Raw genomic sequence first — 24,146 nt, 5'->3', positions numbered from 1 at the left:
GCCTGCCCGCGCGTCAAGAAGTAAATCATCGGAGCGATCACTCCGTGAGACGCCGCCACCCCGGCGCGGTGACGAACCGGCCGGGGTGACGAGGGCGTTGCGGCGGTATTGCCGCGTGCGTTCGATCAGGCGAGCGAGGCGATGGCCTGGTTGAACGTCGCCGAGGGGCGCATCACGGCGGCCGCCTTGGCGGGGTCCGGCTGGTAGTAACCGCCGATGTCGACCGGCTCGCCCTGGACAGCGATCAATTCGGTAACGATGGCGTCCTGCTGCTCGGTGAGGGTCTTGGCGAGCCCGTCGAAGGCCGCCGCGAGCGCCGCGTCCTCGGTCTGCGACGCCAGCTCCTGCGCCCAGTACAGCGCGAGGTAGAAGTGGCTGCCGCGGTTGTCGATGCCGCCGAGGCGGCGGCTGGGCGAGCGGTCCTCGTTGAGGAAGGTCCCGGTGGCGCGGTCCAGGGTGTCGGCGAGGATCTGCGCACGCGCGTTGCCGGTGGAGGTGGCCAGGTGCTCGAAGCTGGCCGCCAGCGCGAAGAACTCGCCGAGGCTGTCCCAGCGCAGGTAGTTCTCCTTGACCAGCTGCTGCACGTGCTTGGGCGCCGAGCCGCCCGCGCCGGTCTCGAACAGGCCGCCGCCGTTGATCAGCGGGACCACCGAGAGCATCTTGGCGCTGGTGCCCAGCTCCAGGATCGGGAAGAGGTCGGTCAGGTAGTCGCGCAGCACGTTGCCGGTGACCGAGATGGTGTCCTCGCTGCGGCGGATCCGCTCCAGCGAGAAGGCGGTCGCGGCCTGCGGCGTCATGATCTCGATCTGCAGCCCGTCGGTGTCGTGCTCGGGCAGGTACTGGGCGACCTTGGCGATCAGGTTGGCGTCGTGCGCGCGGCTCTCGTCGAGCCAGAAGACCGCCGGGCTGCCGGTGGCGCGGGCGCGGGTGACGGCGAGCTTGACCCAGTCGCGGATCGGGACGTCCTTGGTCTGGCACATCCGGAAGACGTCGCCGGCGCTGACGACCTGCTCGAGCACCGCCTCGCCGTCGGCGCCGACCACCCGGACGGTGCCGGTGACCGGGATCTCGAAGGTCTTGTCGTGGCTGCCGTACTCCTCGGCGGCCTGCGCCATCAGGCCGACGTTGGGCACCGAGCCCATGGTGGCCGGGTCGAAGGCGCCGTTCGCGCGGCAGTCGTCGATGACGACCTGGTAGACGCCGGAGTAGCTGCTGTCCGGGATCACCGCGAGGGTGTCGGCCTCCTGGCCGTCGGGGCCCCACATGTGGCCCGAGGTGCGGATCATCGCCGGCATCGAGGCGTCCACGATGACGTCGCTGGGCACGTGCAGGTTGGTGATGCCGCGGTCGGAGTCGACCATGGCCAGCGCCGGGCCCTCGGCCAGCTCAGCCTCGAAGGACGCGGCGATCGCGGCGCCGTCGGGCAGCGACTCGAGGCCCTTGAGGATGCCGCCGAGGCCGTCGTTCGGGGTGAGGCCGGCGGCGGCGAGCGCGGCGCCGTGCTCGGCGAAGGTCCTGGGGAAGAAGGCGCGGACGACGTGGCCGAAGATGATCGGGTCGGAGACCTTCATCATGGTGGCCTTGAGGTGCACCGAGAACAGCACGCCCTCCGCCTTGGCCCTGGCGACCTGGGCGGTGAGGAACTCGCGCAGCGCGGCGACCCGCATCACCGACGCGTCGACGACCTCGCCGGCCAGCACCGGCACCGACTCGCGCAGCACGGTGGTGGAGCCGTCGTCGCCCGCCAGCTCGATACGCAGGGTGCCGTCGGCGGCGATGACCGCGGACTTCTCGGTGCTCCTGAAGTCGTCGGCGTCCATGGTCGCCACGTTGGTCTTCGACTCAGGCGTCCAGGCGCCCATCCGGTGCGGGTGGGCCTTGGCGTAGTTCTTCACCGAGGCGGGGGCGCGGCGGTCGGAGTTGCCCTCGCGGAGCACCGGGTTGACGGCGCTGCCCTTGATGCTGTCGTAGCGGGCGCGGACGTCGCGGTCCTGGTCGGTCTTCGGGTCGTCCGGGTAGTCGGGCAGCGCGTAGCCCTGCTGCTGCAGTTCGGCCACGGCGGCCTTGAGCTGCGGGATCGACGCCGACACGTTCGGCAGCTTGATGATGTTCGCGCCCGGCGTGCCGGCCAGCCGGCCCAGCTCGGCCAGCGCGTCGTCGATCCGCTGCCCTTCCTCCAGGTACTCGGGGAAGTGGGCGATGATCCGGCCCGCCAGCGAGATGTCACGGCTCTCGACCGTGACGCCGGCGGTCGAGGCGTAGGCCTCGATCACCGGCAGGAACGAATACGTCGCCAGGGCCGGCGCCTCGTCGGTGTGCGTATAGATGATGGTCGAGTCAGCCACCGGTTACTCCGCTCCAGTTTCCAGCATTGCCAAACATTGCTTGATATCAAGATATCCCGTGCCCGCCGCGGGCTCGACTACCGGGGCACGCACTCCGGGGTCCGGCGGACGGCCTAACCCCGCGCGCCGTGGCAGGGGGGCCGTGTTTCGGTGGAGCAATCACGTACCTGAACGGTGCAGAAACACCGACAAGCCACAGCCGGCTCTGAGGGCCGGCGGGAAGCGGTAGCCATGGCGACACGTGTACGCGGCTCGGGGCTGATCGGGGAGATGGCGGCGGAATTCGCCGGCACCATGATCCTGATCCTGATCGGTGTCGGCGTGGTGGCCCAGGTGGTCGCCGGCGGCGCCCTGACGGATCCCAAAGGCGGTCTGGGCGGGCACGACTCCATCGCCTGGGCCTGGGGCCTGGGTGTGACGCTGGGTGTCTACGTGGCGGCCCGGCTCTCCGGCGCCCACCTCAATCCGGCGGTGACCCTGACCCTGGCGGCCTTCAGGGGCTTCCCCATGAAAAAGATCCTGCCCTACTGGGTCGCGCAGTTCCTCGGCGCCTTCGTCGCCGCGCTGATCGTGCGGTGGAACTACACCGAGATCCTGGGCCACGCCGACCCGGGGCACACCATCAAGACGCAGACCGTCTTCTCCACGCTGCCGGGCAACGGCTCGCTGACCGCGGGCATCCACGAGTGGGGCGCCTTCCGCGACCAGGTGATCGGCACCGCGATCCTGCTGATGCTGGTCCTGGCGGTCACCGACGTGCTCAACACCCCTCCGGGCGCCAACCTCGGCGCCTTCATCGTCGGCCTGATCGTGGTGGCGATCGGCATGGCCTACGGTGCCGACGCCGGCTACGCCATCAACCCGGCCCGTGACCTCGGGCCGCGCCTGGCCAGCTACATCACCGGGTACGGCACGGCCTGGCGGGACCAATGGGGGAATCTCTACTGGTGGGTGCCGATCGTGGGACCGCTGATCGGCGGTCTGGTCGGCGGCACGGTCTACAAGGTCTTCGTCGGGCGCTTCCTGCCCACCGCGGAGCCGGAGCCGGCCGGCCGGGTGCCGAGGTCCAAGCCGGAACCGGAGGTCTGACGCGGCGCGGCCGAGCTCTCCCGTACCACCAGGCTGGTGGACAGCTCGACCCGCAGCACGTCGGGGGTCCTGCCCTGGACGAGTTGGAGCAGCATGTCGGCAGCCGCGGCGCCCATCTCGGCGAGCGGCTGCCGCACTGTGGTCAGCGGCGGCGGCGACCAGCGGGCCTGCGGCAGGTCGTCGAAGCCGACGACGCTCAGGTCGTCGGGGACCCGCAGGCCGTACTGCCTGGCGGCCTCGTAGACACCCAGCGCCATCTGGTCACTGGAGGCGAAGACCGCGGTCGGCGGGTGCGGGCCGCCGAGCAGCCCGGAGCCCAGGGTGAAGCCGGACTCGTGCGAGAAGTCGCCGACCCGGACCAGGTCGTCGTCCACCTCGACGCCGGCCGACTCCAGGGCCGAGCGGTAGCCGTCCAGGCGGGCCCGGCTGCACAGCAGCGCGGGCGGCCCCGTGATCATGCCGATCCTGCGGTGTCCGAGCGAGAGCAGGTGCAGCACCGCGCTGCGGCCGCCGGCCCAGTTGGTGGCGCCGATGGTCGGGATGTCGAAGGTGGGCACCCCGGCCGGGTCGATGACCACCAGCGGCATGCCGAGCCGGCGCAGTTCCGCGTTCAGCTGCGGGGCGGGCTCGGAGGTGACCAGGATCGCGCCGTCGGAGTTGCGGGAGCGCACCCCGATCAGCCACTGCCGGGCGGAGGCCGCCTGGTGGTGCACGGCGGAGACCACCGCGCCGACGCCCGCGGCGTGCGCGACCTTCTCCACGCCGCGCAGGATCTCCACCGCCCACGGGCTGTCGAGGTCGTTGAACACCAGGTCGATGAGGTTGGCGCGGCTGGCGGTGCCGGCCGCCCTGCGCCGGTAGCCGTGTTCGGCCAGCAGGTCCTCGACCCGGCGGCGGGTCGCCGCCGCCACGTCGCTGCGCCCGTTGAGCACCCGGGAGACCGTGGGCAGCGACACCCCGGCCTCGCGGGCGATGTCGGCGATCGTGACCCGGCCCGCGCTGTCTGACGCCACCGGTGCCTCCTGTCGCAGTGGGCTCCCAGCATAGGCAGCGCCCCCGCGCCGTGGAGAAGGCGGCGCCCCTTTCCCGCCGCCCGGCGCCCGGCGGGTTGACGGGACCCGCCGGCGCTTCTAGTGTTCTCGAAAATTCCGAGCGCATTACGCAACTTTCGAATGCGATCATCCGCACCGGAGCCCGGACGCCCAGGGCTCCCGGCACCGGTGCGGTATCACCGGCGAGAGGGACGGCAGTGAGCGACGGCGAGGACAGGCAGCACGCACGGCGGGAACCCGCCGGCCGCGACGCCGGGCCGAAACGCAGGTCGGTCCCCGGCGCGGGCCGCGGCCTGGCGGCGCTGCCCACCGCCTTGGGCGGCGTCCTCGGGACGGCGGCGGCCCGGACCCGGGGCACCACCGGCGGGCCGCGGCCCGCCGACCCGGGCGCGTACACCGCCACCGACCCCCGCTCCCCCGCCGCGGCGGCGGTCTGCCGGTCTCAGGACAGCCGGTTGACGGCGGCCGCGAAGAGCGCGGGGCATCGGGCCGCCGCCGGCACGATGCGGCGGGCGGACCACGGGCGGCCGCGCAGCCACAGCAGCGAGGCGGTCAGCAGCCGGTAGTCCCGGGAGGCCTGCCGCCAGGCCCGGTCGTAGTCCTGCGGCCGGTCGGCCAGCACGCAGCGCACCAGTTGCTCGGCCGAGGCCAGCGCCACCGCGATGCCCTCGCCGGTCAGCGCGTCGACGTAGCCGGCCGCGTCGCCGACCAGCAGCACCCGGCCCGCCGCCCGGGTGCGGACCCGCTGCCGCAGCGGGCCCGCGCCGCGGGCGGGCGTCACCGCCTCGGCGGGCAGCCGCTCCAGCAGCCGGGGGAAGGCGGCCAGTTGGCGGGAGAAGGGCGCACGGTCGCAGGTCAGCACCGCCACGCCGACCAGCCGCGGTCCCAGCGGGGTGACGTACGCCTCGGCCCGGGCCGACCAGTGGACCTCGACGCAGTCCGACCAGGGAGGCATGGCGAAATGCCGGCGCAGCCCGTAGCGGGCCGGCCGCGGGTCGGGTCCGGCGCCGAGCCGCAGCCCGCGCCTGATCGGCGAGTGCAGGCCGTCGGCGGCGGCCAGATAGCGGGCGGTGATCCCCGCCGCGGTCACGCGGTCACCGTCCTGCCGGACCCCGTCGACCCGCAACGGCAGCACCGGGACGCCCAGTTCGGCGGCGGTCGCGGCGAGCGCCGCCTGCAGCTCGGTACGCCGCACGCCCCGCCCCGGTCCCGCCCGGAAGCGGGCCTCGGCCCGGTGCCGCTCGTCGACGTAGGCGATGCCGTGCAGCGGCCGGCCCGCGACGCTCACGCCGAGCGCGGCCAGCGACCGGACCGCGGAGGGCATCAGGCCCTCGCCGCACGCCTTGTCGACGGGCCCGGGGCGCGGCTCGGCGACCACCACGTCGAGCCCGGCCCGCGCGGCGTGGATCGCGGTGGCGAGCCCCGCGGGACCGCCGCCCGCGACCAGCAGGTCGATCACGCCGGCGCCAGGCCGAGCGCGGCGTTCTCGCAGCGCAGCCGCACCGCCAGCAGCGGCGCGTTGGCCAGGGTGAAGCACAGCGCGGTGATCCACGCCCCGTGCACCAGCGGCAGCGCGGCGCCCTCCACCGCCACCGCCAGGTAGTTGGGGTGCCGCATGAACCGGTAGGGCCCGCGGTCCACCAGCGGCAGGCCGGGCACCACGATCACCCGGGTGTTCCAGCGCGGCCCCAGCACGGCGACACACCACCAGCGCAGCACCTGTGCGGCCACCACGAGCGCCAGCATCGGCCAGGCCAGCGCGGCGACGAACGGCCGCCCGCCGTAGTGGACCTCGGCCAGGCAGCCGGCCAGCAGCCCGGTGTGCAGCAGCACCATCACCGGGTAGTGGCCGCCGCCGTGCTCGGTGCCGCCGCGGTCGTAGCTCCACTCGGCATTGCGGCGGGCGGTGTTCAGCTCGATCAGCCGCTCGAAGGCGACCAGCAGGACGAGCAGGGTGTAAGGGGGCATCGGGGGGCACCTACCAGCGCAGAAGGACGAGTTCGGAACAGAAGCCGGGGCCCATCGCCATCAGCAGCCCCGGGCTGCCCGGCAGCGGGCGGTCGCCGGCCAGCACGTCCCGCAGGATGTGCAGCACCGACGCGGACGAGAGGTTGCCGACCTCGGCGAGCGAGCGCCACGCCGGCTCCATCGCCCTGGCCGGCAGCGCGAGGGCCTCCCTGACCGCTTCGAGCACCTTCGGGCCGCCCGGGTGCACCACCCAGCCGGTCACGTCCTGCGGCTTGAGGTCGTGGTCGGCCAGGAAGTCCCGCACCTCGGGCCCGAGATGGCTCCTGACCAGGTCGGGCAGGTCGCTGCCGAGCACGATGCGGAAGCCGCTGTCGCCGACGGCCCAGCCCAGCAGGTGCTCGGTGTCCGGATACAGCCGGCTGCGGGTCGCCACCACCTCCGGCCCCGCGGCGGCCCGGTCGCGGCCGACCGCCACGACCGCGGCGGCTCCGTCTCCGAACAGCGAGCAGGCCACGACGTTGGCCGTCGAGGTGTCGTCGCGCTGCAGCGTCAGCGAGCACAGCTCCACCGACAGCAGGACGGCCACGGCCCGCGGGCGGGCCTCCAGGTAGTCGTGCAGCCGCGCCAGGCCCGCGGCCCCGGCCACGCATCCCAGGCCGAACACCGGGAGGCGCTTCACGTCGGGCCGCAGCCCGAGCCGTCCCGCGATCCTCGCCTCGATGGAAGGCGCGGCGATGCCGGTCACCGAGGTGGAGATCACGAGGTCCACCTCGTCGGGCCGGACCCCCGCGTCCCGCAGGGCGCCGCTGATCGCCTGCTCCCCCAGGTCCTGGGCGGCCTCGATGAAGCAGTCGTTGGCCTCGCCGAAGCCGCGCAGTGTCGCGTACCGCTCCAGGGGCAGCGCGAGCCGCCGCGAGCGCACGGCGGAAGCGGCGTGCACCCGCTCCAGCACCCCGCGCGCCGCCGGGGGCGCCGCTCCCAGCCCCGCGAGCGCTTCCGTGATCTCGTACTGGTCGTAGCGATACGGCGGGAGCACCGCATGCACGGCGCCGATTCGCGTCATTTGCGCATCATAGGTACGACCTGCCCCGATCCCCCCGGCTCGGCCCGGTGTGTCGTGCCGTCCCCCGCGCCCTGCCGGCGCCGTGGCGAACTCCGCACTCCCGCCGTGCCGGTGGCGGGAACCGCGCGGGCGACCACCCACACGGCGCAACCGCCGGAACGGCGGCCCGGGAGGAGCCCGGGTGGCACCTAGGGCCTGTCGTTTGGATCTCCGCGGCGTCGCGGCGCCCGGCACGCACATCTGCCGCGTTGTCGTCAGTCGACGACGGCTCCGCGTCGCCTCCTTCCTCCGCCTTGCAGCTGCACGCACCGAGCACCGCTCCTTCCTCCACGGAGATCCAAACGACAGGCCCTAGGGTGGGCGGGGTGGGCAGCGGCAGCGGGGTCTTGAGGGCGTGTCATCCCGAGCCGACGGTCGCGGTGACCGTGCTGGTGACGGCGCTGGCGGCGGCGTCAGGCCGCAGCGTCCAGGCGTGTGTCCTGATCGGCGCGGCCGTCCTGTGCGGCCAGTTGTCGGTGGGCTGGTGCAACGACGTCGTGGACGCCGCCCGCGACACCGCGGCGGGCCGCGCGGACAAACCGCTGGCGGCGGGCACGGCGGCGGAGCGCACGGTGGCCGCGGCAGCGGCCGCCGCACTGGCCTCGTGCGTCGTCCTCTCGCTGGCCGCGGGCCGCTGGGCCGGGGCGGCGCATCTGACCGGCGTGGCGGCTGCGTGGGCGTACAACCTCGGGCTGAAGCGCACGGCGGCCTCCTGGGTGCCGTACGCGCTGGCGTTCGGGCTGCTGCCGGCGTTCGTGACGCTGGGGCTGCCGGGACGGCCGTGGCCGCCCGCCTGGGCGATGGCCGCGGGCGGCCTGCTCGGCGTTGGCGCCCACTTCACCAATGTGCTGCCCGACATCGACGCGGATCTGGCCGCGGGCGTACGCGGCCTGCCGCAGCGGCTCGGCCGGCGGCGGAGCCGCGTGCTGGCACCGCTGCCGCTGCTCGCCGCGTCGGCGGTGCTGGTGCTGGGCCCGCCGGGGCCGGTCGGACGGGCCGGCTGGGCGGCGCTTGCGGTGACCTCGGGGCTGGCGGCCGCGACGACCGCCGCGACCTCGCGGGGCGCCCGCACGGCCGGCCGGCTGCCGTTCCTGGCGACGCTCGCCATGGCGGTGACGGCCGTGGGCCTGCTGGTCCTGCACGGCGGCTCGCTGGTGTCAGCCTAGGCGGCGCCTGCGGTGCCGGTCGGTCAGGTCGACCGCCATCAGGACGGTCGCGGCCGCGACCGTCACCAGCTGCGCCACGGCGACGACCTTCTTCTCGGTGTACCAGACCGGTTCGTACATGTTGGGCAGCGGTCCCAGCTTGCCCACGTCGATATAGCGGTAGATGACGAGCAGCGCGAAGCCGCCCGCGGCGACCAGCCAGGCGAAGGCGTCGCCGAGGAAGCGGCGCCACAGCAGGACGACCACCGCGGCCAGTGCGGCGAGCGCCGCCTCCGCGCGGAAGAGGTCGCCCTGGCTGAAGGTGGCCTTCACCGCGTCGTACTGCTGGGCGAGGTCGGCGTGCACGTAGGCGTCGACCGCGAGCCCCGCCGCGGCCAGCACCCGGGCGGCCCAGACCGCGATACGGATCTGCATCAGGCCTCCTCAGCCGACGGTCAGGGTGCCCTTCATGAACGTGTGGATCGAGCAGATGTACGGGTAGGCACCCGCCTTCGAGGGCGCGGTGAAGGTCATCGTCCCGCCCGGCGCGATGTCGCCGGTGTCGAACGCCTTGGCACCGGTCGCGGTCACCGTGTGGGTGGTGGAGTCGCTGTTGGTGACGGTCACCACGGCACCCGGCGCGACGGTGGAGGACGCGGGGTTGAAGGCGAAGTTCTTGATGTCGATCCGGTCGGCGCCGCCGCCCGCGGACGAGGAGGCGGGCGCCGACGCGCTCGCGGTCGAGCCCGACACGCCGGAGTCCGAACTGGAGCAACCGGTGAGCGCGAGCAGCACGCCCACCGCGCTCAGCACCCCGACACGCCGCCGCACAGCACCACCCGCCATGGCCACCTCACCAGTCGTGGCGCCCCGGCCGGCCGCCTCAGGGCCACCTTCCGCCGCGCGCACGCGCGCCGCCCGTCGCAGCGGCCGCACGGGGGACGTTTTCACGCCAACGGCTGCGCTTCGACGGGCGGCGCGGGGCAGGGTAGGGGGTGGCAGGCCTCAGAAGCTGTACGACTCCAGGACGTACGCGCATTCCGTGTAGATGTACCCGCTCCTGAACTGGTGCGTGTCGGCGATGGGCGTCGCCGAGTCGGTGTCGTCGATCGGCTTCTGCATGATGTACGACGTCCCGGTCGGCAGGTGCAGCGTCTTCTTCGCGTAGTGCTTGCCCGTGGCCTTGCACGCCAGGCTGTGCGCCAGCGACTCGCTGGAGTAGCGCGAGCAGGAGCTGCAGCCCTTGAGGGTGAAGCTGCCGGTGACCGGTCCGGTGTAGAGGATCTCGACGGCGTCGGGGCTGTCGTTGGTGAAGGTGATGCTGATGGAGCCGCCGGAGCCCATCGACGGGACCTTCTTGCCGGCCGCGGGCACCTTCGTGGCGATCTCCGCGGCGATCGCTATCTTGAGCGCGAGCGGGCGGTGCTTGTCGTGCGGGTACTTGCCGGTGAAGGACTTCATCGTGGTGAGCGCGTCGTCGAAGCTGCCGCTCCGGTACTGCGAGAGGCCGCAGTTGTACATACCGGTCTGCACGTAGCCGTCGACCCGCTGGGAGTCCGCTTTCAGGGCGTCGGTGACGCCCGCCTTGTCACCGGGCAGGGACGCGGCGTTGGAGCCGAGGGTGCGCAGCTTGTCGGTGGTGCCGCACGGGTCGCTGCCGCCCAGGCCCTTCGCGGTGGCGTCGATGTTCGCCTTGACCGCCGGCTCGACCTTGGCTGCCTGCGGCGACTGGGGGAAGGTGGTGAGCAGCTCGCCGAACTTGCCGCTGCCGGAGGCGGAGCCCGCCGCGGGCTGGGTCAGTTCGGTCACGCCGCACTCGTACAGCGAGGTCGCGAGGCGGTCGTCGGGCCAGCCGGTCAGCGTGCCGAGCGCCTTGCGGTCGACGTGGTCGGGGACCGTGCGCAGGTACTTCAGCGGCTCTATCGCGTCGCAGTACTTCTTCTGGTCGTAGGGCGCGCCGACGGCCGTGTAGAAGGCCTGCAGCCGGCCGGGCACCTGCTTGGCGGCCTTGGAGCCCGGGTGCCCGCTGCTGAGGTCCTGGTAGGAGCCTAGCGCCGAGCTGTAGTCGGGCTTCGCGCTCTCGAAGGGCTTCGCCTTCGCCGCCTGCACCAGCTGGTCGGCCTTGTCGAGCCGGTCGAGCAGCATCTGCTGGGTGGCGTCGTCCTTGGCACCGTCGTAGTAGACGACCGCGCCCGCGGGCACCGCGAGCATCACCAGGCCGAGCAGCAGCGCGAGCGGCGCCTGCGGCGGGAAGGACAGCCGGGTGCGCAGGCCGCGCACCGCGCCGTGCACGGCGGCCAGGCCCAGGAAGACCAGGTAGGCGACCAGCACCCCGCCGGACACGCCGTCGGCGTCGGCGGGCAGCGCGCTCGCCAGGAAGACGCCGGTGGCTATCAGGGCCACCGCGAAGCCGATCCAGCGGCGGGTCAGCAGATAGCCGATGCCCAGTCCGCTGAGGTTGAGCACGCCCACGGCGACCGCGCGCAGCGGGTCGGCCGGCTCGCGCGGGACCGGCGGCGCGGCGGGCATCGGCGGTGGACCGAACGGCGGAGGAGGCGGGTAACCGCCCGGCGGAGGCGGATAGCCGCCGCCCGAGGGAGGCGGCGGCGGACCGAAGCCGCCTCCCTCATGACCGCCGCTTCCGCCCTGCTGGCTCCAGCTCATGGAATCCCCCCGCGATGTCGTTCCCCACCCATGGACAAGCACGCGAAGCGGCCGTGCCGTCCGCGCGAAGGCCCATTTATATCTGATGCGCGCGGGAGCCCGCCGGTTGCGTCCGAACCCGCGCGGATACGGCCCCGCGGGGCCGTATCCGCGCGGGTTCGGACACGCTCCACGAGCGGCGCGCGGCCGCACCCTTACGCACCCGCAGGCACAGGGCGCACCCCGAGGCGCAGGGGCGCCCGCCTAAGAAGGCGCCGCCAGCATGTGGAGGCGGAGCGCCAGTTGGAGTTCGAGCGCGCGCTCGGGGGCGTTCCAGTCGGGGCCGAGGAGCGCCTGGATGCGGTCCAGCCGCTGGACCACCGTGTTGACGTGCAGGTGCAGCTCGTCCTTCGTGCGGGTCAGCGTGCCCCCGCACGCGAAGTACGCCCCGAGCGTGCGGACCAGTTCCGTACCGCGCTTGGCGTCGTACGCCAGCAGCGGCCCGAGCGTGGCGGTGACGAAGGACGCGACGTCGCGCTCGTTGCCGAGCAGCACCCCGAGGAAACCGAGTTCCGCGGCCCCGGCCCCGTCCCCGACGCGGCCGAGCGCGCACAGCGCGCGAAGGCAGCGCAGCGCCTCGGCGTGGGCGTCGGCGAGCGGCTGCGGTCCGGACGCGGGGCCGGCGGCGGCGACGGTGACGGGGGCGCCGACGAGCGCGGTGAGCTGCCCGGCCGCGGTGCGGGCGACGGCGCCGGGTGCGGCGCCGTCGTGCGGGAGGAGCAGCACCACCGTGCCGGAGCGCTCCGCGCTGATGCCGTCGCTGCCGAAGAGGTAGCGGCCCGCGGCGGCCGGCAGCCGGTCGTGGGAGCCGTCCGCGGCCTGGGCGACCAGCACCAGGCACGGCCGGCTGAGGTCGACGCCGAGCCGCCGGCCGCGGACGACCAGGCCGACCGGGTCGCGCTCGGGGGCGGTCAGCAGGTCGGTGATCAGCTCGCCGCGCACCCGGTTCTCGGTCTCGGCGACGGAGCGGCTGAGCAGCAGCAGGAGTGCGGTGACGACGCCGGCCCGCTCGAACAGCCGCCGGTCGGAGTCGTCGAGCCGGTCGCGGCCGTGCAGGACCATGCCGCCCAGCACTTCCTGGCCGGCGAGCACCGCACAGGTCCAGCGACCGGCGCGGTGCTCGGCGCGGGCGGTGGGCGCGGTGGCGGGTGCGGGCGGCGGGCCCGCGTCGAAGGGGGCGCCGCCGGGGCCGACCGCGGCCAGGGTGCGGCCTTCCGGGTCGTGGATGGTGATGGCGCCGTCGAGCAGTCCGGCGACGGCCGCGGCCACCTCTGGCAGGTCGCCGCCGCGCAGGACCAGGTCGGTGAGCCGGTCGTGGGCCTCCTCGGCGCGCTGCATCGCGGCCGCGTGCTCCTTGATGACCGCGCCGGCCTGCGCGAGGTCGGTGATGGCCTTGGCGGTGTCGATGGCGATGGCGGCGTGCGCGGCCAGCGAGCAGAGCAGCGCGACCTCGTCGGGCGAGAAGGGCCGAGGGGTGCGGTCGGCGGCGAAGAGCACGCCGATGACGTCGCCGCCCGCGGCGCCGCCGCGGGCGCCGAGCAGCAGCGGCACCCCGAGGATGCCGACCAGGCCCTCGTCCAGGACGCCCTCGTCGATGGAGCCGGTGTGCCGGAAGCGCTCGTCGGTGCGGTAGTCGGGGGTGGCGTAGGGGCGGGCGGTCTGGGCGACGAGTCCGCCGAGGCCGTCGCCGTAGCTGAGCCGCAGGTTCTGGAAGAGCGGGGAGACGGACCCGTCGGTGACCCGCATGTAGGTGTCGCCGGCCTCCTCGTCCCGCAGCGTCAGATACGCGGTGTCGGTGCCGAGCAGCATCCGTACCCGGCGGACGATCGACTGGAGCACCGCGTCGAGGTCGCGCAGCGCCGCGAGGTCGCCCGCGGTGTCGAAGAGCGCGGCCAGTTCGGTCTCGCGGCGGCGGTGCTGGCGCAGGGTGCCGCGGACCCGCAGGGCCGTCGCGGTGGCCTGCTCCATCTCCGCGAGGTCGGCGGTGCTCGCCCCGTGCGCCCGGGCCTGCGCGGCGAGCGCCCCGTAGGCCTCGGCCGGCGCGTCCTCGGCGATGAGTTCGAGCAGCCGGCGCAGCGGGCGGGCGATGGGGGCGGGGCTGTCTGCCATGGGGCGTCATCCAATCACCTGGCCGTGCGGCCTCCCAGACCTCGTACCGCACGAAGTACGGGCCGGTCGTCACGGATCACCGCACGTCCGGGCCCCGTCGGGGGTCAGTGCGCCGTCCAGCCGCCGTCCAGCGGCAGCGATGTGCCGGTGATGTAGCCGGTGTGCGGGGAGCACAGCCACAGCGCGGCGGCGGCGACCTCGACCGGTTCGATGAGCCGCTTGATCGCGGTGCGGTCCAGCATCACCTGGGCGATGACGTCGGCCTCGGGGATGCCGTGGGCGAGCGCCTGCGTGGCGATCTGGCCCTCGACCAGCCGGGTGCGGACGTAGCCGGGGCTGATGCAGTTGCTGGTGACGCCGAATTCGGCGCCTTCCAGGGCGACGGTCTTGCTGAGGCCTTCCAGGCCGTGCTTGGCGACGACGTAGGCGGACTTGTACGGGCTGGCGCGCAGGCCGTGCACGGAGGAGATGTTGACCACCCGGCCCCAGCCGCGGGCGTACATGTGCGGCAGGTTCCTGCGCAGGATGCGGAAGGGCGCCTCGACCATCACCCGCTGGATCAGCGTGAAGCGCTCCGGGGGGAATTCGTGGACGGGGGCGACGTGCTGGAGGCCGGCGTTGTTGACGACGATGTCGGCGTCGGCGGGCAGCGCGTCGACCGCGTCGGCCCGCGACAGGTCGGCGACCACGCAGATCCCACCGGTCTGCGCCGCCGTCTCCTTCGCGCCCGCCGCGTCCCGGTCCACGACGTAGACCGTCGCGCCGGCCGCGGCGAAGGCCACCGCGCAGGCCCGGCCGATCCCGGCGGCGGCCCCGGTGACCAGGGCGGTCCGGCCGGCGAGGAAGGGCCCGCCGACCGGTAGCGCGGCGGTGGCGTCGGCCGGTGGCGCGGCGGGGACCTGGTCCCGGCCGGGGCGCTGAGTGCTCTGCATGGCGGCCACGCTAGGAAGGTTGCGGCACAGCGCACACGTGTCCCGCGCCCATACTTCCCCCGCCGGGGGTGGCGGCCGCACCCATGTCGCGGCGGCCGGCCGGGCTGCACGGCGGCACCCCGGCGGCCGGCGGCGCACCGCCGGTCACGCGGCCGCGCCCCCGCAATGGCCGTGTCCGCCACTTCGGGCGCGCGGGCATGGCGGTCCGTCACGTGTCTGCCGCCGTGGCGCGGTCCTACCGTCCAACGCCAAACGGATCCCCCCTTTGGAGTGCGCCATGAACAGCTCTCCGCTCCCCCGCCCCCCGACGACCGCCCGCCCCCCGCGCCCCGTCCGCCGCCGGATCGCCACCGCCGTGACCGGTGTGCTCGCCCTGCTCGCCGCGTGCCTCGGCGCCGTCGCGGGCGCCGGACCCGCCGCCGCGGCGGGCCTGGCCCAGGTCACCTCGTTCGGCTCGAACCCGGGCAACCTGACGATGTACGAGTACGCGCCCGCCGGGCTGCCGGCCGGCGCGCCGGTGGTGGTCGCGCTGCACGGCTGCACCCAGTCCGCGAGCGACTACTTCGCCCACTCCGGCTGGCAGAAGTACGCCGATCTGTGGGGCTTCGCCCTGGTCCTGCCGCAGACCAGCTCGGCCAACAACTCGCAGTCCTGCTTCAGCTGGTTCGACCCGGCCAAGGACACCCGCGGCAAGGGAGAGGCGGCCTCGGTGGTCTCGATGGTCACGCACGCGGTGACGCAGTACGGCTCGGACGGCCGACGGGTCTACGTCACCGGGCTGTCCGCGGGTGGCGGCATGACCGCGGACCTGCTCGCCGACTACCCGGACGTCTTCGCCGGCGGCGCGGTCGACTCGGGCCTGCCCGCGCAGTGCGCGACCTCGCTGAGCGCGGCCTCCACCTGCCAGTACGGCAGCGTCAACCTGACGCCGGCCCAGCTCGGCGACAAGGTACGCGCCTCCGACCCCGGCTACCAGGGCCCCTGGCCGCGGGTGGCGATCTGGCAGGGCGCCTCGGACTACACCGTCTACCCGGTCAACGGCACCGAGCTGCGCGACCAGTGGACGAACGTGTGGGGCGTCGGGCAGACCGCGTCGTCCACCCAGGCGCTGCCGGGCGGCACGACGCTGAGCGTCTACAACGACCCCTCGGGCAAGCCCGCGGTGCAGCTCTACCAGATCGCCGGCATGGCCCACGGCCTCGCGGTGGACCCCGGCTCCGGCACCGAGCAGTGCGGCACGGCGGGTTCCTACTACCTGGACACCATCTGCTCCAGCTACTACACCGCCCGCTTCTGGGGCCTCGACGGCTCGACGCCGCCCGGCGGCGGTGGCGGTACGCTGCCGGCGCCCGGCGGGCTCAGCGTGTCCGGCACCACCGGCAGCACGGTCTCGCTGAGCTGGAGCGCGGTCTCCGGCGCGGCGTCCTACCGGGTCTACCGGGGCGGCACGCAGGTCGGCTCGCCCACCGCGACCTCCTACACCGACACCGGGCTGGCCGCGGGCACGGCGTACAGCTACACGGTGGCCGCCGTCGACTCCTCGGGCGCCGCGGGGACCGTGTCGGCCCCGGTCACGGTGACCACCACCGGGTCCGGCGGCGGCTCAGGACAGTGCTTCACCGACAGCAACTACAACCAGGTCGCGGCGGGCCGCGCCCACCAGAGCGGCGGCTACGCGTACGCGGACGGGTCCAACCAGAACATGGGGCTGTGGAACGTGTTCACCACCCACACCCTGAAGCAGACCGGCGCGGACTACTACGTGATCGCGGACGGCGGCTGCTGACCGCGGCCGCCCGGTCTCACGCCCTGCGGGCCAGCACGAGCCCGGCCCGCGGGCTGCCGTCCTCGCGGCGGCCGAATTCGCCGAGCGGGCGCAGGCCCACCTCGAAGCCGGCCGCCGCGAGGTCGTCCCGCACCGCCGAGTAGGGGAAGGTGCGGTAATACATCACGAAGGCCGGGCGCCACACCGCGTTGCGCAGCCGCATGGCGCCGTCGAAGCCGGCCATCGCCCAGTACCAGGGCGAGGTCACCGGCGGCGGCGCCCCGATCGGGAAGGCGAACAGGCCGCCCGGGCGCAGCGCCCGGTGGACCTGGGCGAACAGCCCGGGGCGTTCCGCGGGCAGGAAGTGCCCGAAGGCGCCGAAGCTCACCACCAGGTCGAAGGCCGCCGTGAAGGGCAGCGCGCGGGCGTCGGCCCGAACCCACTGCCGCCGCGGACCGCCGGCGGGGCCCGCCGCGGCGGCCGCCCCGGCCAGCATGCCCGCGCTGAAGTCGACGCCGGTCACCCGCTCGCGGCACAGCGGGGCCAGCGCCCGCAGGCCCGCGCCCGTACCGCAGCACAGGTCGAGTCCGGCGTCGAAGGGGCCGAGCGGTGCGAGGGCGGCGGCGGTCGCGTCGAGGAAGCGGTCGGGGGTGCGGAAGGGCGTGTGGTCGAAGGCCGGGGCGAGCAGGTCGTAGCCGTGGTCGACGGACGACAGCGCCTGGACGGCCAGTTCGCGCAGGGTGGGCCCCTCGGGTGAGAACACCCGGTCAGGATAGGCGGGTGTCGCCCGCGGGCCGTCAGGCCTCGTGCCTACGCCGCCGGGCGGCGTAGCTGCGCAGCGCCCGCAGGAAGTCGACCTCGCGGAAGGCCGGCCAGTGGGCGTCGCAGAAGTACAGCTCGCTGGCGGCGCTCTGCCAGAGCAGGAAGTTGGACATCCGCCGCTCGCCGCTGGTCCTGATCACCAGGTCGGGGTCGGGGCGGCCGGCCGTCCACAGGTGCCCGGCGATGTCCTCGGGGCCGACCACCTCGGCGAGTTCGGCCAGCGACTGGCCCGACTCGGCGCGTTGGGTGAGCAGTTCGCGCAGCGCCTCGACCACTTCCTGCCGGCCCCCGTAGCCGATGGCGAGGGTGACGTGGGCGCCGGTGGCGCGGTCCTCGGTGGCGGCCACGGCCTCCTTGAGGGCGCGCGCGGTGCGGTCGGGCAGGGAGTCGAGGCTGCCGGCGACGTGCAGCCGCCAGCGGGCCCCCGGCCGGGCGATCCCGGGGACGACGACCTGCTCGACCAGGCCCATCAGGAAGGCGACTTCGGCCTCGCCGCGGCGCGCGAGGTTCTCGGCGGAGCAGACGAAGACGGTGACATGGCGGATACCGAGCGCCTCGCACCAGCGCAGCAGGTCGTCCACGTGCTCGGCGCCCGCTCGGTGCCCCAGGCTCGGACCGGCCAGGCCGGCCTGCCGGGCCCAGCGCCGGTTGCCGTCCATGATCAGACCGACGTGCCGGGGCAGCGCACCGCCGCGCAGCCGGCGGCGCAGCCGGCGCGTGTAGAGGGCGTAGGCCGGAGAGGCGATCCGCATGGTGGTGTCCTTTCCCGTTCGCCGAGCGTAGGACACCACGGGCCGTCCGCCGGGCGGGACATGGGCGGGAAACGCGGGGAGTGCGGCGGCGGGTAAGCGCTCCCACAGCTTCCGGTTCCCGCACCCGCGGGCCGGGTGGAAAAGGCTCAGGTCACGGCCGGTGTGCGCGGAGCGCCCGGAAAATTCCCGGACCGGGTGTGCGCTTTCCCTCATCGTCAGGAAACGGAACCGTCATTCCTGATCCCTTATCCTGGCTTCCGGAATGATCGTTCCGTTTCATCCTTGCGAAGGAGTTCCATGGCGTCCGAGACCCGGCGCACGCACCACCAGGTCACGTTCGCGGTCCTCGCGGCGGGCGTGAGCGCTTACGCGCTGCTCCAGTCCCTGGTCACCCCGGTGCTGCCGACGATCCAGGCCGACCTGCACACCAACCAGAACACCGTCACCTGGGTGCTGACCGCGTACCTGCTGTCGGCCTCGATATTCACGCCGATCATGGGCCGGGTAGGCGACATGATCGGCAAGGAGCGCGTCTTCGTCGCGACGCTCGGCGCCCTGGCCGCCGGATCGCTGCTCGCGGCGCTGGCCACCAACGTGCAGACGATGATCGTCGCCCGTGCCATCCAGGGCATCGGCGGCGGTGTGCTGCCACTGGCCTTCGGCATCATCCGCGACGAATTCCCCCGCGAGAAGCTGAACGGCGCGGTCGGCCTGATCGCCTCGATCCTCGCGGTCGGCGGCGGTCTTGGCATCGTGCTCGCCGGCCCGATCGTCAACGCGCTGGACTACCACTGGCTGTTCTGGCTGCCGATGATCCTCACCCTGATCTCGGCCGTCGCCGCCCACTTCTTCGTCCCCGAGTCGCCGGTGCGCACGGCGGGCCGGATCAGCTGGGCACCGGCGGTGCTGCTGTCCGCGTGGCTGGTGGCACTGCTCGTGGCGCTCAGCCAGGCCCCGGTGTGGGGCTGGGGCTCCGGCAAGGTGCTCGGCCTGATAGCGGCGGCCGTCGTGCTCGCCGTGGTCTGGGTGCTGGTCGAACTGCGCGCGGCGACACCGCTGATCGACATGAAGATGATGGCCCGCCCCGCTGTGTGGACCAACAACCTGGTGGCGCTGCTGGTCGGCGTCGGGATGTACGCGGTCTTCGCCTTCCTGCCGGAATTCGTGCAGACCCCGAAGTCCACCGGCTACGGCTTCGGCGCCGGCATCACCCAGTCGGGGCTGATCCTGCTGCCGATGTCGGTGATGATGTTCCTGGTCGGGCTCGGTGCGAACAACCTGGCCAACCGCATCGGCGGCAAGAAGGTCGTGCTGATGGGCTCGCTGATCGGCGCCCTGTCGATGGCGCTGCTGGCCTTCGCGCACACCAGCACCTGGGAGCTGTACGTGGCCACCGCCGTCATGGGCGCCGGCTTCGGACTGACCTTCGCCGCGATGTCCAGCCTGATCGTCAGCGCGGTCCCGGCCGCGCAGACCGGTGTGGCCAGCGGCATGAACGCCAACATCCGCACCATCGGCGGCTCCATCGGCGCCGCCCTGATGGCCAGCGTCGTCACCGCCAGCCCGGCGGCCGACGGCCTGCCGCGGGAGGCCGGCTACACGGCGGGCTTCGCGATGCTGGGCGCCGCCATGGTGATCGCCGCCCTCGCGGCGACGCTCATCCCGGTCGGCCGGCGCACCAGCCGGGTCGACTTCGCCGACGAGCCGCAGCACCCGGAGATGGCGCTGGTGCCGGGAGGTACCGTCGTGGGTGACAAGCCGGAATGAGCTGCGGGGCGGCGGGGACCCGGCGGGAGTGAGCGAGCGACATGACTGGACACGCGCACCCGAAGACACCGGGCCCCGGCCGCGCACCGGACCAGGCCCCGCCCGCGGTCAAGCCGCTGCGGCGCGACGCCGTACGCAACCACCAGCTGGTGGTCGAGGCGGCCCGGGAGGTGCTCTCCGAGTTCGGCACCGACGCCAGCATGGAGCTGATCGCCTCCCGGGCCGGCGTCGGCGTCGGCACGGTCTACCGGCGCTTCCCCAACAAGGAGGCGCTGGTCGACGAGATCGCCGGCCTGATGCTGCGCGAACTCACCGAGGTGGCACGCCGGTCCCTCGCCCTGCCGGACGGCACCGGCCTGGAGCGGTTCCTCCGGGTCCTCGGCAATTCCCTTGCCGAGCACCGTGGTTACGCCGACAAGCTGGTCGGCCACTCCAAGGCCTCCTGCGTCGAGGTCCTGCGCGACCGCATCGCCGAACTCCTGCTCCAGGCCCAGGAGTCGGCCCGTATCGCGCCCGGCGTCGAACTGGGCGACATCATGGCCCTGATCTGGGGCCTGCGCGGCATCGTGGAGACCAGCGGAGCAGTCGTCCCCGACGCCTGGCGCCGCCAGCTCGACATCCAGCTGGCCGGCCTGCGCGCCGCGACCGTCCCCGCGGACAGCCCGCCGGCGGTGACCCGCGCCCAGCTCCGGCAGATCGGCACGGGCGCGGCGGGCACGGCCGGCACGGCCGCGGAGTCGTGACACCGGCTTCCGGTACGGCAGGCGGCGCAGGTGGTGACCCGCGGCGATGCACACGAATCCCGATATTCACTACAAGTGGTCTAGACCCCAGGCGACTCGGCACGGCATAGTAGAGGTCAAGATCAACGGCTGGCCGACAGCCGGACGTTCCGCGGTGCCCGGGGCGCCGCGGTGATCCCTACGACCCCCGTCTGCGGTGTCGCGCGCCGAACACCCGGCGCGCGGCCGCGGCGGTCAGGGGGCCTTCCGGCATCGCACCGGCGCCACATGCCGGTGCGATGCCGCGGCATCTCGGCCCGCGGCGCGGCATTGCCCGCCGCCCCGCAACCGGGGAGCGCGGCCCGCGGTCCGTGGCCCGTGGCAAGCGCATCGGGGCGGACGAGGCCGGCGGCGGACGTGCCGCGGCCCCGACGCCGGCGTGGGGGCCGAGCGTCAGGGCCGGATGGGCTGGGTGCGCCGGTCACCGTTCCCGGTTTCCGGGCCCCTCGTGCGCCGGGTCAGCCCTGGCGGGCCTTGGAGCGCGGGTCCTTGCGGTTGATCACGTAGACCTTGCCGCGACGGCGCACGATCTGGGCGCCCGGGCGATTCTTCAACGACCGCAGGGAATTGCGTACTTTCATGGGGGCGCCTTTCTCTTCGCGTGCTCGTCATACTCGTCGTGCAGGGACCACAACGGCGGCGCCCCCCTTTTCATTCCGCACGGCGCCGCCCGTACGGAGGTGACGTATGAGCGACGAATCCCAGCTCCCGCCGAGCGACGAATCCCGGCCCCCGCCGAGCGAGGAGCCGGACTTCTCCCCCGGTTTCTCCAGCCCCGACTTCTCAGGGCCCGACTTCTCCAGCCCGGATTTCTCCGGCCCCGACTCCGCGATCCCCGACTACACCCCGCCCGACTACGTCGTCCCGCCCTTCGAGGGCCCCGACTACGAGGCCGAGGACGCCGATGACCCCGTCCCTGACAAGGCCGGCTTCTCCGCCCCGGGCTACTCGAGCCCGGACTTCACGTCGCCGGGGGCGATGGGTGAATGAGCCCCGTCCAGCCACCGGGGGCGAAGGGGGAATGAGGCCCCGCGTGACCGCGAGGGCGGAATGAGCCCCCGCCCGGCCGGCGCCGCGCGCCACCAGGCCGCCCCGGACCGCCCCGGACCGCCCCGGACCGCCCCGGACCGCCCCGGACCGCCCCGGACCGCCCCGGACAGAAAACGGTTCGCGTCCGGGCGGGGTGCGGTGTTGACTGCCGCAGATGAACTGGCAGCCTCACCCCCGCGGAGCGAACGGCTCGACGCCGGTAGCCGGCGATGTGACCGTGCGCCCGATCAGCGGGGCTGAAGAGGTGGGGCTGTTCTCGCGGCTGCCCTACACGCTCAACGGCGAGCTCGCGGACGACCTCGCGGAGGGCCGGCGGCGGCCCGGGTGGATGTGGGTCGCGCTGCGCGGCGGGCGGGTGCTCGCCAGGGTCGGGTGGTGGAGCCGCGGCGACGACACGCCGAGCCACCTCGACGTCTTCGATCTGGACGGCGACGTTCCCGACCGGCTGGAGGTCGCCGAGCACCTGATGCGTACCGCGATGGCGGCGGTCGTGCCGGCCGGGGCCGTACCGCCGGAGTACATCCGCTTCGTACCGCCCGGGTGGCGGGAGGACGCGCAGGTCAGGCAGGGCGTCGAGGAGCGGATGGCGGTGCTCGGGCGGACCGGGGCGCGGCTCTTCGTGGAGCGACTGCGGCTGGAGTGGCGGCCGGGAACGCCGATACCCGCCGCCTCCGGGCGGGTCGCCTTCCGGCCGGTGCGGGACGCCGAGGAGATCGTCGCCCTGATGACCACGGTGCTGGAGGGCACGCTCGACGCCCACAGCCTCGCCGACCTCACGACGATGAGCCCGCGCGAGACCGCGGCCGCGCACTACGGCGACGAGCTGGACCGCTACCGCAGCCCGCGCCACTGGTGGCGGGTCGCCACCCTCCCGGACGGCGAGGCCGTCGGCTTCGTCGTCCCGGCCCGCAACGACTACCACCCGATCATCGCCTACATCGGCGTCCTGCCCGCCCACCGCGGCCGCGGCCACATCGACGACCTGCTGGCCGAGGGCACCCGGGTGCTCGCCGCCCACGACGCCCCGCGGGTCCGCGCGTCCACCGACCTGGGCAACACCCCGATGGCCCGCGCCTTCGCCCGCGCCGGCTACGTCGACTTCGAGCGCACCCTCACGATGACCTGGTCCTGACCGGCGCCTGGTCCAGTGCGCCGGCGGCGGCGCGGACCACGGCGGCGGCGAGGACGGCCAGCGGGGGCGAGTCGAGCTTCCACTGCTGCCAGTAGAGCGGTACGTCCATGGGCCGGTCCGCGGCGAGGTCGGCCAGGGCGCCGGCGGCGCGGTAGGGGGCGGCCTGCGCGTCGGGGACCATGCCCCAGCCGAGGCCGGCGGCGACAGCGGCCGCGAAGGACTCCGACGCGGGGACGTAGTGCCGGGGCTGTCCCGAGGTGGGGCGGCCGGGAGCGAGACGGCGCAGGAAGCCGTCCTGGATGTCGTCCTTGCGGTCGAAGACGACCATCGGCGCGGCGGGCAGTACGTCGGCGAGCGCGCCGTGCGCGAGGTGGCGGGCGGCGAAGGCGGGGGTCGCGTAGGCGCGGTAGGTCATCCGGCCGAGCGGGCGCACCGAGCAGCCCTGCACGGGCTCGGGCGACGAGGTGACCGCGGCCATCACCCGGCCCTGGCGCAGCAGCAGGGCGGTGTGGTCCTGGTCGTCGCGGTGCAGGTCGAAGCAGACGTCGAGGACGCCGGCGGCCTCGGCGAGGGCGGGCAGGAGCCAGGTGGCGAGCGAGTCCGCGTTGACCGCGATCGACAGCGTCGTGGGCCCGGCACCGGTCATGCCGATCTCGGCCGCCGCGTCCTGTTCGAGCCGGGCCAGCTGCCGCCCGAAGCGCACGACGACCTCGCCGGAGGCGGTCGGCCGCACCGGCTTGGACCGCAGCAGCAGGACCCGCCCGGTGCGCTGCTCCAGCGCCTTGATCCGCTGGCTGACCGCGGACGGCGTCACATGGAGGCGGGCGGCGGCGGCCTCGAAGGTGCCCTCGTCCACCGCGGCGAGCAGCGTACGCACCTGGTCGAGCGGCAAGCCGGCTGTTGTCATCACAATCGCTCATCTTAGGTAAGAAACATGAGCTGGACTGAAGGCCCGGGCACTTCATAGCCTCGGCCCGTGAACACCGCCCTCCTCGCGGCCCTCGCCGGCCTCGGCACCGGCCTGTCGCTGATCGTGGCGATCGGCGCCCAGAACGCCTTCGTCCTGCGCCAGGGCATCCGCCGCGAGCACGTCGCCGCGGTGGTCGCGATCTGCGCCCTGTCGGACGCCGTGCTGATCTCGGTGGGCGTCAGCGGCGTCGGCTCGGTGCTCAGGGCGTGGCCGTCGGCGGTCACCGTGACCGGCTGGATCGGCGGCGCCTTCCTGGTGTCGTACGGCCTGCTGGCCGCCCGCCGGGCACTGCGTCCGCAGCGGCTTGAGGCGGCGGGCGCCGCGGGCGGCTCGCTGCGGGCCGCGGTGCTCACCTGCCTCGCGATGACCTGGCTCAACCCCCACGTCTACCTCGACACCGTCCTGCTGCTGGGCTCGGTCGCCAACGGCTACGGCGGCTCGCGCTGGCCCTTCGGCGCCGGGGCGGCGGCCGGCAGCGTGCTGTGGTTCAGCGGCCTGGGCTTCGGCGCCAGGCTGCTGGAGCGGCCCTTCTCCCGGCCGGGCTCGTGGCGGGCGCTGGACGTGGTGATCGCCGGCACGATGATCACCCTGGGAGTGCTGATGGCGGCGCGCACCTGAGCGGCGGCCCCGCGCGGGAGGCGGTCCCGTCCGACCGCGCCCT

General features: G+C 73.9%; 22 protein-coding genes. 8 read left to right on the top strand and 14 right to left on the bottom strand.

The window, feature by feature from the left end; all coding sequences use genetic code 11:
- Positions 1-125: 125 nt before the first annotated feature.
- On the bottom strand, positions 126-2,345 hold the full coding sequence (locus BUE44_RS08650) for an NADP-dependent isocitrate dehydrogenase (RefSeq protein ID WP_073495760.1): 2,220 nt from the start codon (positions 2,343-2,345) through the stop codon (positions 126-128).
- Positions 2,346-2,576: 231 nt separating this feature from the next.
- Here BUE44_RS08650 and BUE44_RS08645 point away from each other — a divergent pair, with 231 nt between their 5' ends.
- A complete protein-coding gene (locus tag BUE44_RS08645) occupies positions 2,577-3,434 on the top strand; it encodes an MIP/aquaporin family protein (RefSeq protein ID WP_073495758.1) in 858 nt (285 codons plus the stop codon).
- On the opposite strand, the gene BUE44_RS08640 is transcribed toward BUE44_RS08645, so the two are convergent.
- From BUE44_RS08640 to BUE44_RS08625, 4 genes are all read right to left on the bottom strand, one after another.
- Positions 3,344-4,447, bottom strand: coding sequence for a LacI family DNA-binding transcriptional regulator (locus tag BUE44_RS08640; RefSeq protein WP_073495754.1), 1,104 nt, complete (start codon positions 4,445-4,447; stop codon positions 3,344-3,346). The two genes, BUE44_RS08645 and BUE44_RS08640, sit on opposite strands and share 91 nt — an antisense overlap.
- Positions 4,448-4,928: 481 nt before the next feature.
- On the bottom strand, positions 4,929-5,945 hold the full coding sequence (locus BUE44_RS08635; protein WP_073495752.1) for an NAD(P)/FAD-dependent oxidoreductase: 1,017 nt from the start codon (positions 5,943-5,945) through the stop codon (positions 4,929-4,931).
- Positions 5,942-6,454, bottom strand: coding sequence for an isoprenylcysteine carboxyl methyltransferase family protein (locus BUE44_RS08630; protein WP_073495750.1), 513 nt, complete (start codon positions 6,452-6,454; stop codon positions 5,942-5,944). Before BUE44_RS08630 ends, BUE44_RS08635 begins: the two co-directional genes overlap by 4 nt.
- A gap of 10 nt (positions 6,455-6,464) precedes the next feature.
- On the bottom strand, positions 6,465-7,517 hold the full coding sequence (locus tag BUE44_RS08625; protein ID WP_073495748.1) for a type III polyketide synthase: 1,053 nt from the start codon (positions 7,515-7,517) through the stop codon (positions 6,465-6,467).
- A gap of 365 nt (positions 7,518-7,882) precedes the next feature.
- Between BUE44_RS08625 and BUE44_RS08620 the strand changes: the two genes are divergently transcribed.
- Positions 7,883-8,722 carry a UbiA family prenyltransferase gene (locus BUE44_RS08620; protein WP_235001978.1) on the top strand — a complete coding sequence of 280 codons (840 nt, stop codon included), beginning with the start codon at positions 7,883-7,885 and terminating at the stop codon, positions 8,720-8,722.
- Here BUE44_RS08620 and BUE44_RS08615 read toward each other — a convergent pair.
- The 5 genes from BUE44_RS08615 to BUE44_RS08595 all read right to left on the bottom strand — a co-directional run bounded on the left by BUE44_RS08615 (position 8,714) and on the right by BUE44_RS08595 (position 14,445).
- Complete coding sequence (locus BUE44_RS08615; protein ID WP_073495746.1) at positions 8,714-9,136, bottom strand: hypothetical protein; 423 nt, start codon at positions 9,134-9,136, stop codon at positions 8,714-8,716. The two genes, BUE44_RS08620 and BUE44_RS08615, sit on opposite strands and share 9 nt — an antisense overlap.
- A 9-nt stretch (positions 9,137-9,145) precedes the next feature.
- Entirely contained in the window at positions 9,146-9,547 is a 402-nt protein-coding gene (locus tag BUE44_RS08610; RefSeq protein ID WP_073495744.1) for a cupredoxin domain-containing protein, read from the bottom strand.
- 159 nt (positions 9,548-9,706) lie between these two features.
- A complete protein-coding gene (locus BUE44_RS08605) occupies positions 9,707-11,230 on the bottom strand; it encodes a YybS family protein (protein WP_073495741.1) in 1,524 nt (507 codons plus the stop codon).
- 378 nt (positions 11,231-11,608) lie between these two features.
- Entirely contained in the window at positions 11,609-13,513 is a 1,905-nt protein-coding gene (locus BUE44_RS08600) for a helix-turn-helix domain-containing protein (protein WP_073495738.1), read from the bottom strand.
- Between the two features lie 104 nt (positions 13,514-13,617).
- A complete protein-coding gene (locus tag BUE44_RS08595; protein ID WP_073496183.1) occupies positions 13,618-14,445 on the bottom strand; it encodes a 3-hydroxybutyrate dehydrogenase in 828 nt (275 codons plus the stop codon).
- Between the two features lie 277 nt (positions 14,446-14,722).
- Between BUE44_RS08595 and BUE44_RS08590 the strand changes: the two genes are divergently transcribed.
- Positions 14,723-16,231, top strand: a complete 1,509-nt coding sequence (locus BUE44_RS08590) for an extracellular catalytic domain type 1 short-chain-length polyhydroxyalkanoate depolymerase (RefSeq protein WP_079189591.1) — start codon at positions 14,723-14,725, stop codon at positions 16,229-16,231.
- A gap of 16 nt (positions 16,232-16,247) precedes the next feature.
- Here BUE44_RS08590 and BUE44_RS08585 read toward each other — a convergent pair whose 3' ends face one another.
- Positions 16,248-16,973 carry a class I SAM-dependent methyltransferase gene (locus BUE44_RS08585; protein WP_073495735.1) on the bottom strand — a complete coding sequence of 242 codons (726 nt, stop codon included), beginning with the start codon at positions 16,971-16,973 and terminating at the stop codon, positions 16,248-16,250.
- Between the two features lie 34 nt (positions 16,974-17,007).
- On the bottom strand, positions 17,008-17,784 hold the full coding sequence (gene uppS, locus BUE44_RS08580) for a polyprenyl diphosphate synthase (protein WP_073495732.1): 777 nt from the start codon (positions 17,782-17,784) through the stop codon (positions 17,008-17,010).
- 297 nt (positions 17,785-18,081) lie between these two features.
- On the opposite strand from uppS, the gene BUE44_RS08575 reads away from it, so the two are divergent.
- Positions 18,082-19,551 carry an MFS transporter gene (locus tag BUE44_RS08575; protein ID WP_073495729.1) on the top strand — a complete coding sequence of 490 codons (1,470 nt, stop codon included), beginning with the start codon at positions 18,082-18,084 and terminating at the stop codon, positions 19,549-19,551.
- Between the two features lie 41 nt (positions 19,552-19,592).
- Entirely contained in the window at positions 19,593-20,294 is a 702-nt protein-coding gene (locus tag BUE44_RS08570; RefSeq protein WP_073495726.1) for a TetR/AcrR family transcriptional regulator, read from the top strand.
- A 497-nt stretch (positions 20,295-20,791) separates the two neighbouring features.
- Here the strand turns inward: BUE44_RS08570 and ykgO are convergent, their stop codons facing one another.
- Positions 20,792-20,914, bottom strand: a complete 123-nt coding sequence (gene ykgO / locus BUE44_RS08565; protein ID WP_033172643.1) for a type B 50S ribosomal protein L36 — start codon at positions 20,912-20,914, stop codon at positions 20,792-20,794.
- Positions 20,915-21,020: 106 nt separating this feature from the next.
- On the opposite strand from ykgO, the gene BUE44_RS08560 reads away from it, so the two are divergent.
- Both BUE44_RS08560 and BUE44_RS08555 read left to right on the top strand, forming a co-directional pair.
- On the top strand, positions 21,021-21,323 hold the full coding sequence (locus tag BUE44_RS08560) for a hypothetical protein (RefSeq protein WP_073495723.1): 303 nt from the start codon (positions 21,021-21,023) through the stop codon (positions 21,321-21,323).
- Positions 21,324-21,537: 214 nt separating this feature from the next.
- Complete coding sequence (locus tag BUE44_RS08555; RefSeq protein WP_073495720.1) at positions 21,538-22,515, top strand: GNAT family N-acetyltransferase; 978 nt, start codon at positions 21,538-21,540, stop codon at positions 22,513-22,515.
- Here BUE44_RS08555 and BUE44_RS08550 read toward each other — a convergent pair.
- On the bottom strand, positions 22,496-23,422 hold the full coding sequence (locus BUE44_RS08550) for a LysR family transcriptional regulator ArgP (protein WP_073495717.1): 927 nt from the start codon (positions 23,420-23,422) through the stop codon (positions 22,496-22,498). The two genes, BUE44_RS08555 and BUE44_RS08550, sit on opposite strands and share 20 nt — an antisense overlap.
- A gap of 69 nt (positions 23,423-23,491) precedes the next feature.
- Between BUE44_RS08550 and BUE44_RS08545 the strand changes: the two genes are divergently transcribed.
- On the top strand, positions 23,492-24,103 hold the full coding sequence (locus BUE44_RS08545) for a LysE/ArgO family amino acid transporter (RefSeq protein WP_073495714.1): 612 nt from the start codon (positions 23,492-23,494) through the stop codon (positions 24,101-24,103).
- Positions 24,104-24,146 lie beyond the last annotated feature (43 nt).

Origin of the sequence: Actinacidiphila paucisporea, assembly GCF_900142575.1 — a bacterium.
Classification (GTDB): Bacteria; Actinomycetota; Actinomycetes; order Streptomycetales; family Streptomycetaceae; genus Actinacidiphila; species Actinacidiphila paucisporea.
The sequence above is the reverse complement of the archived record's forward strand: the minus strand, read 5'-3'. Positions and strand labels throughout refer to the sequence as shown.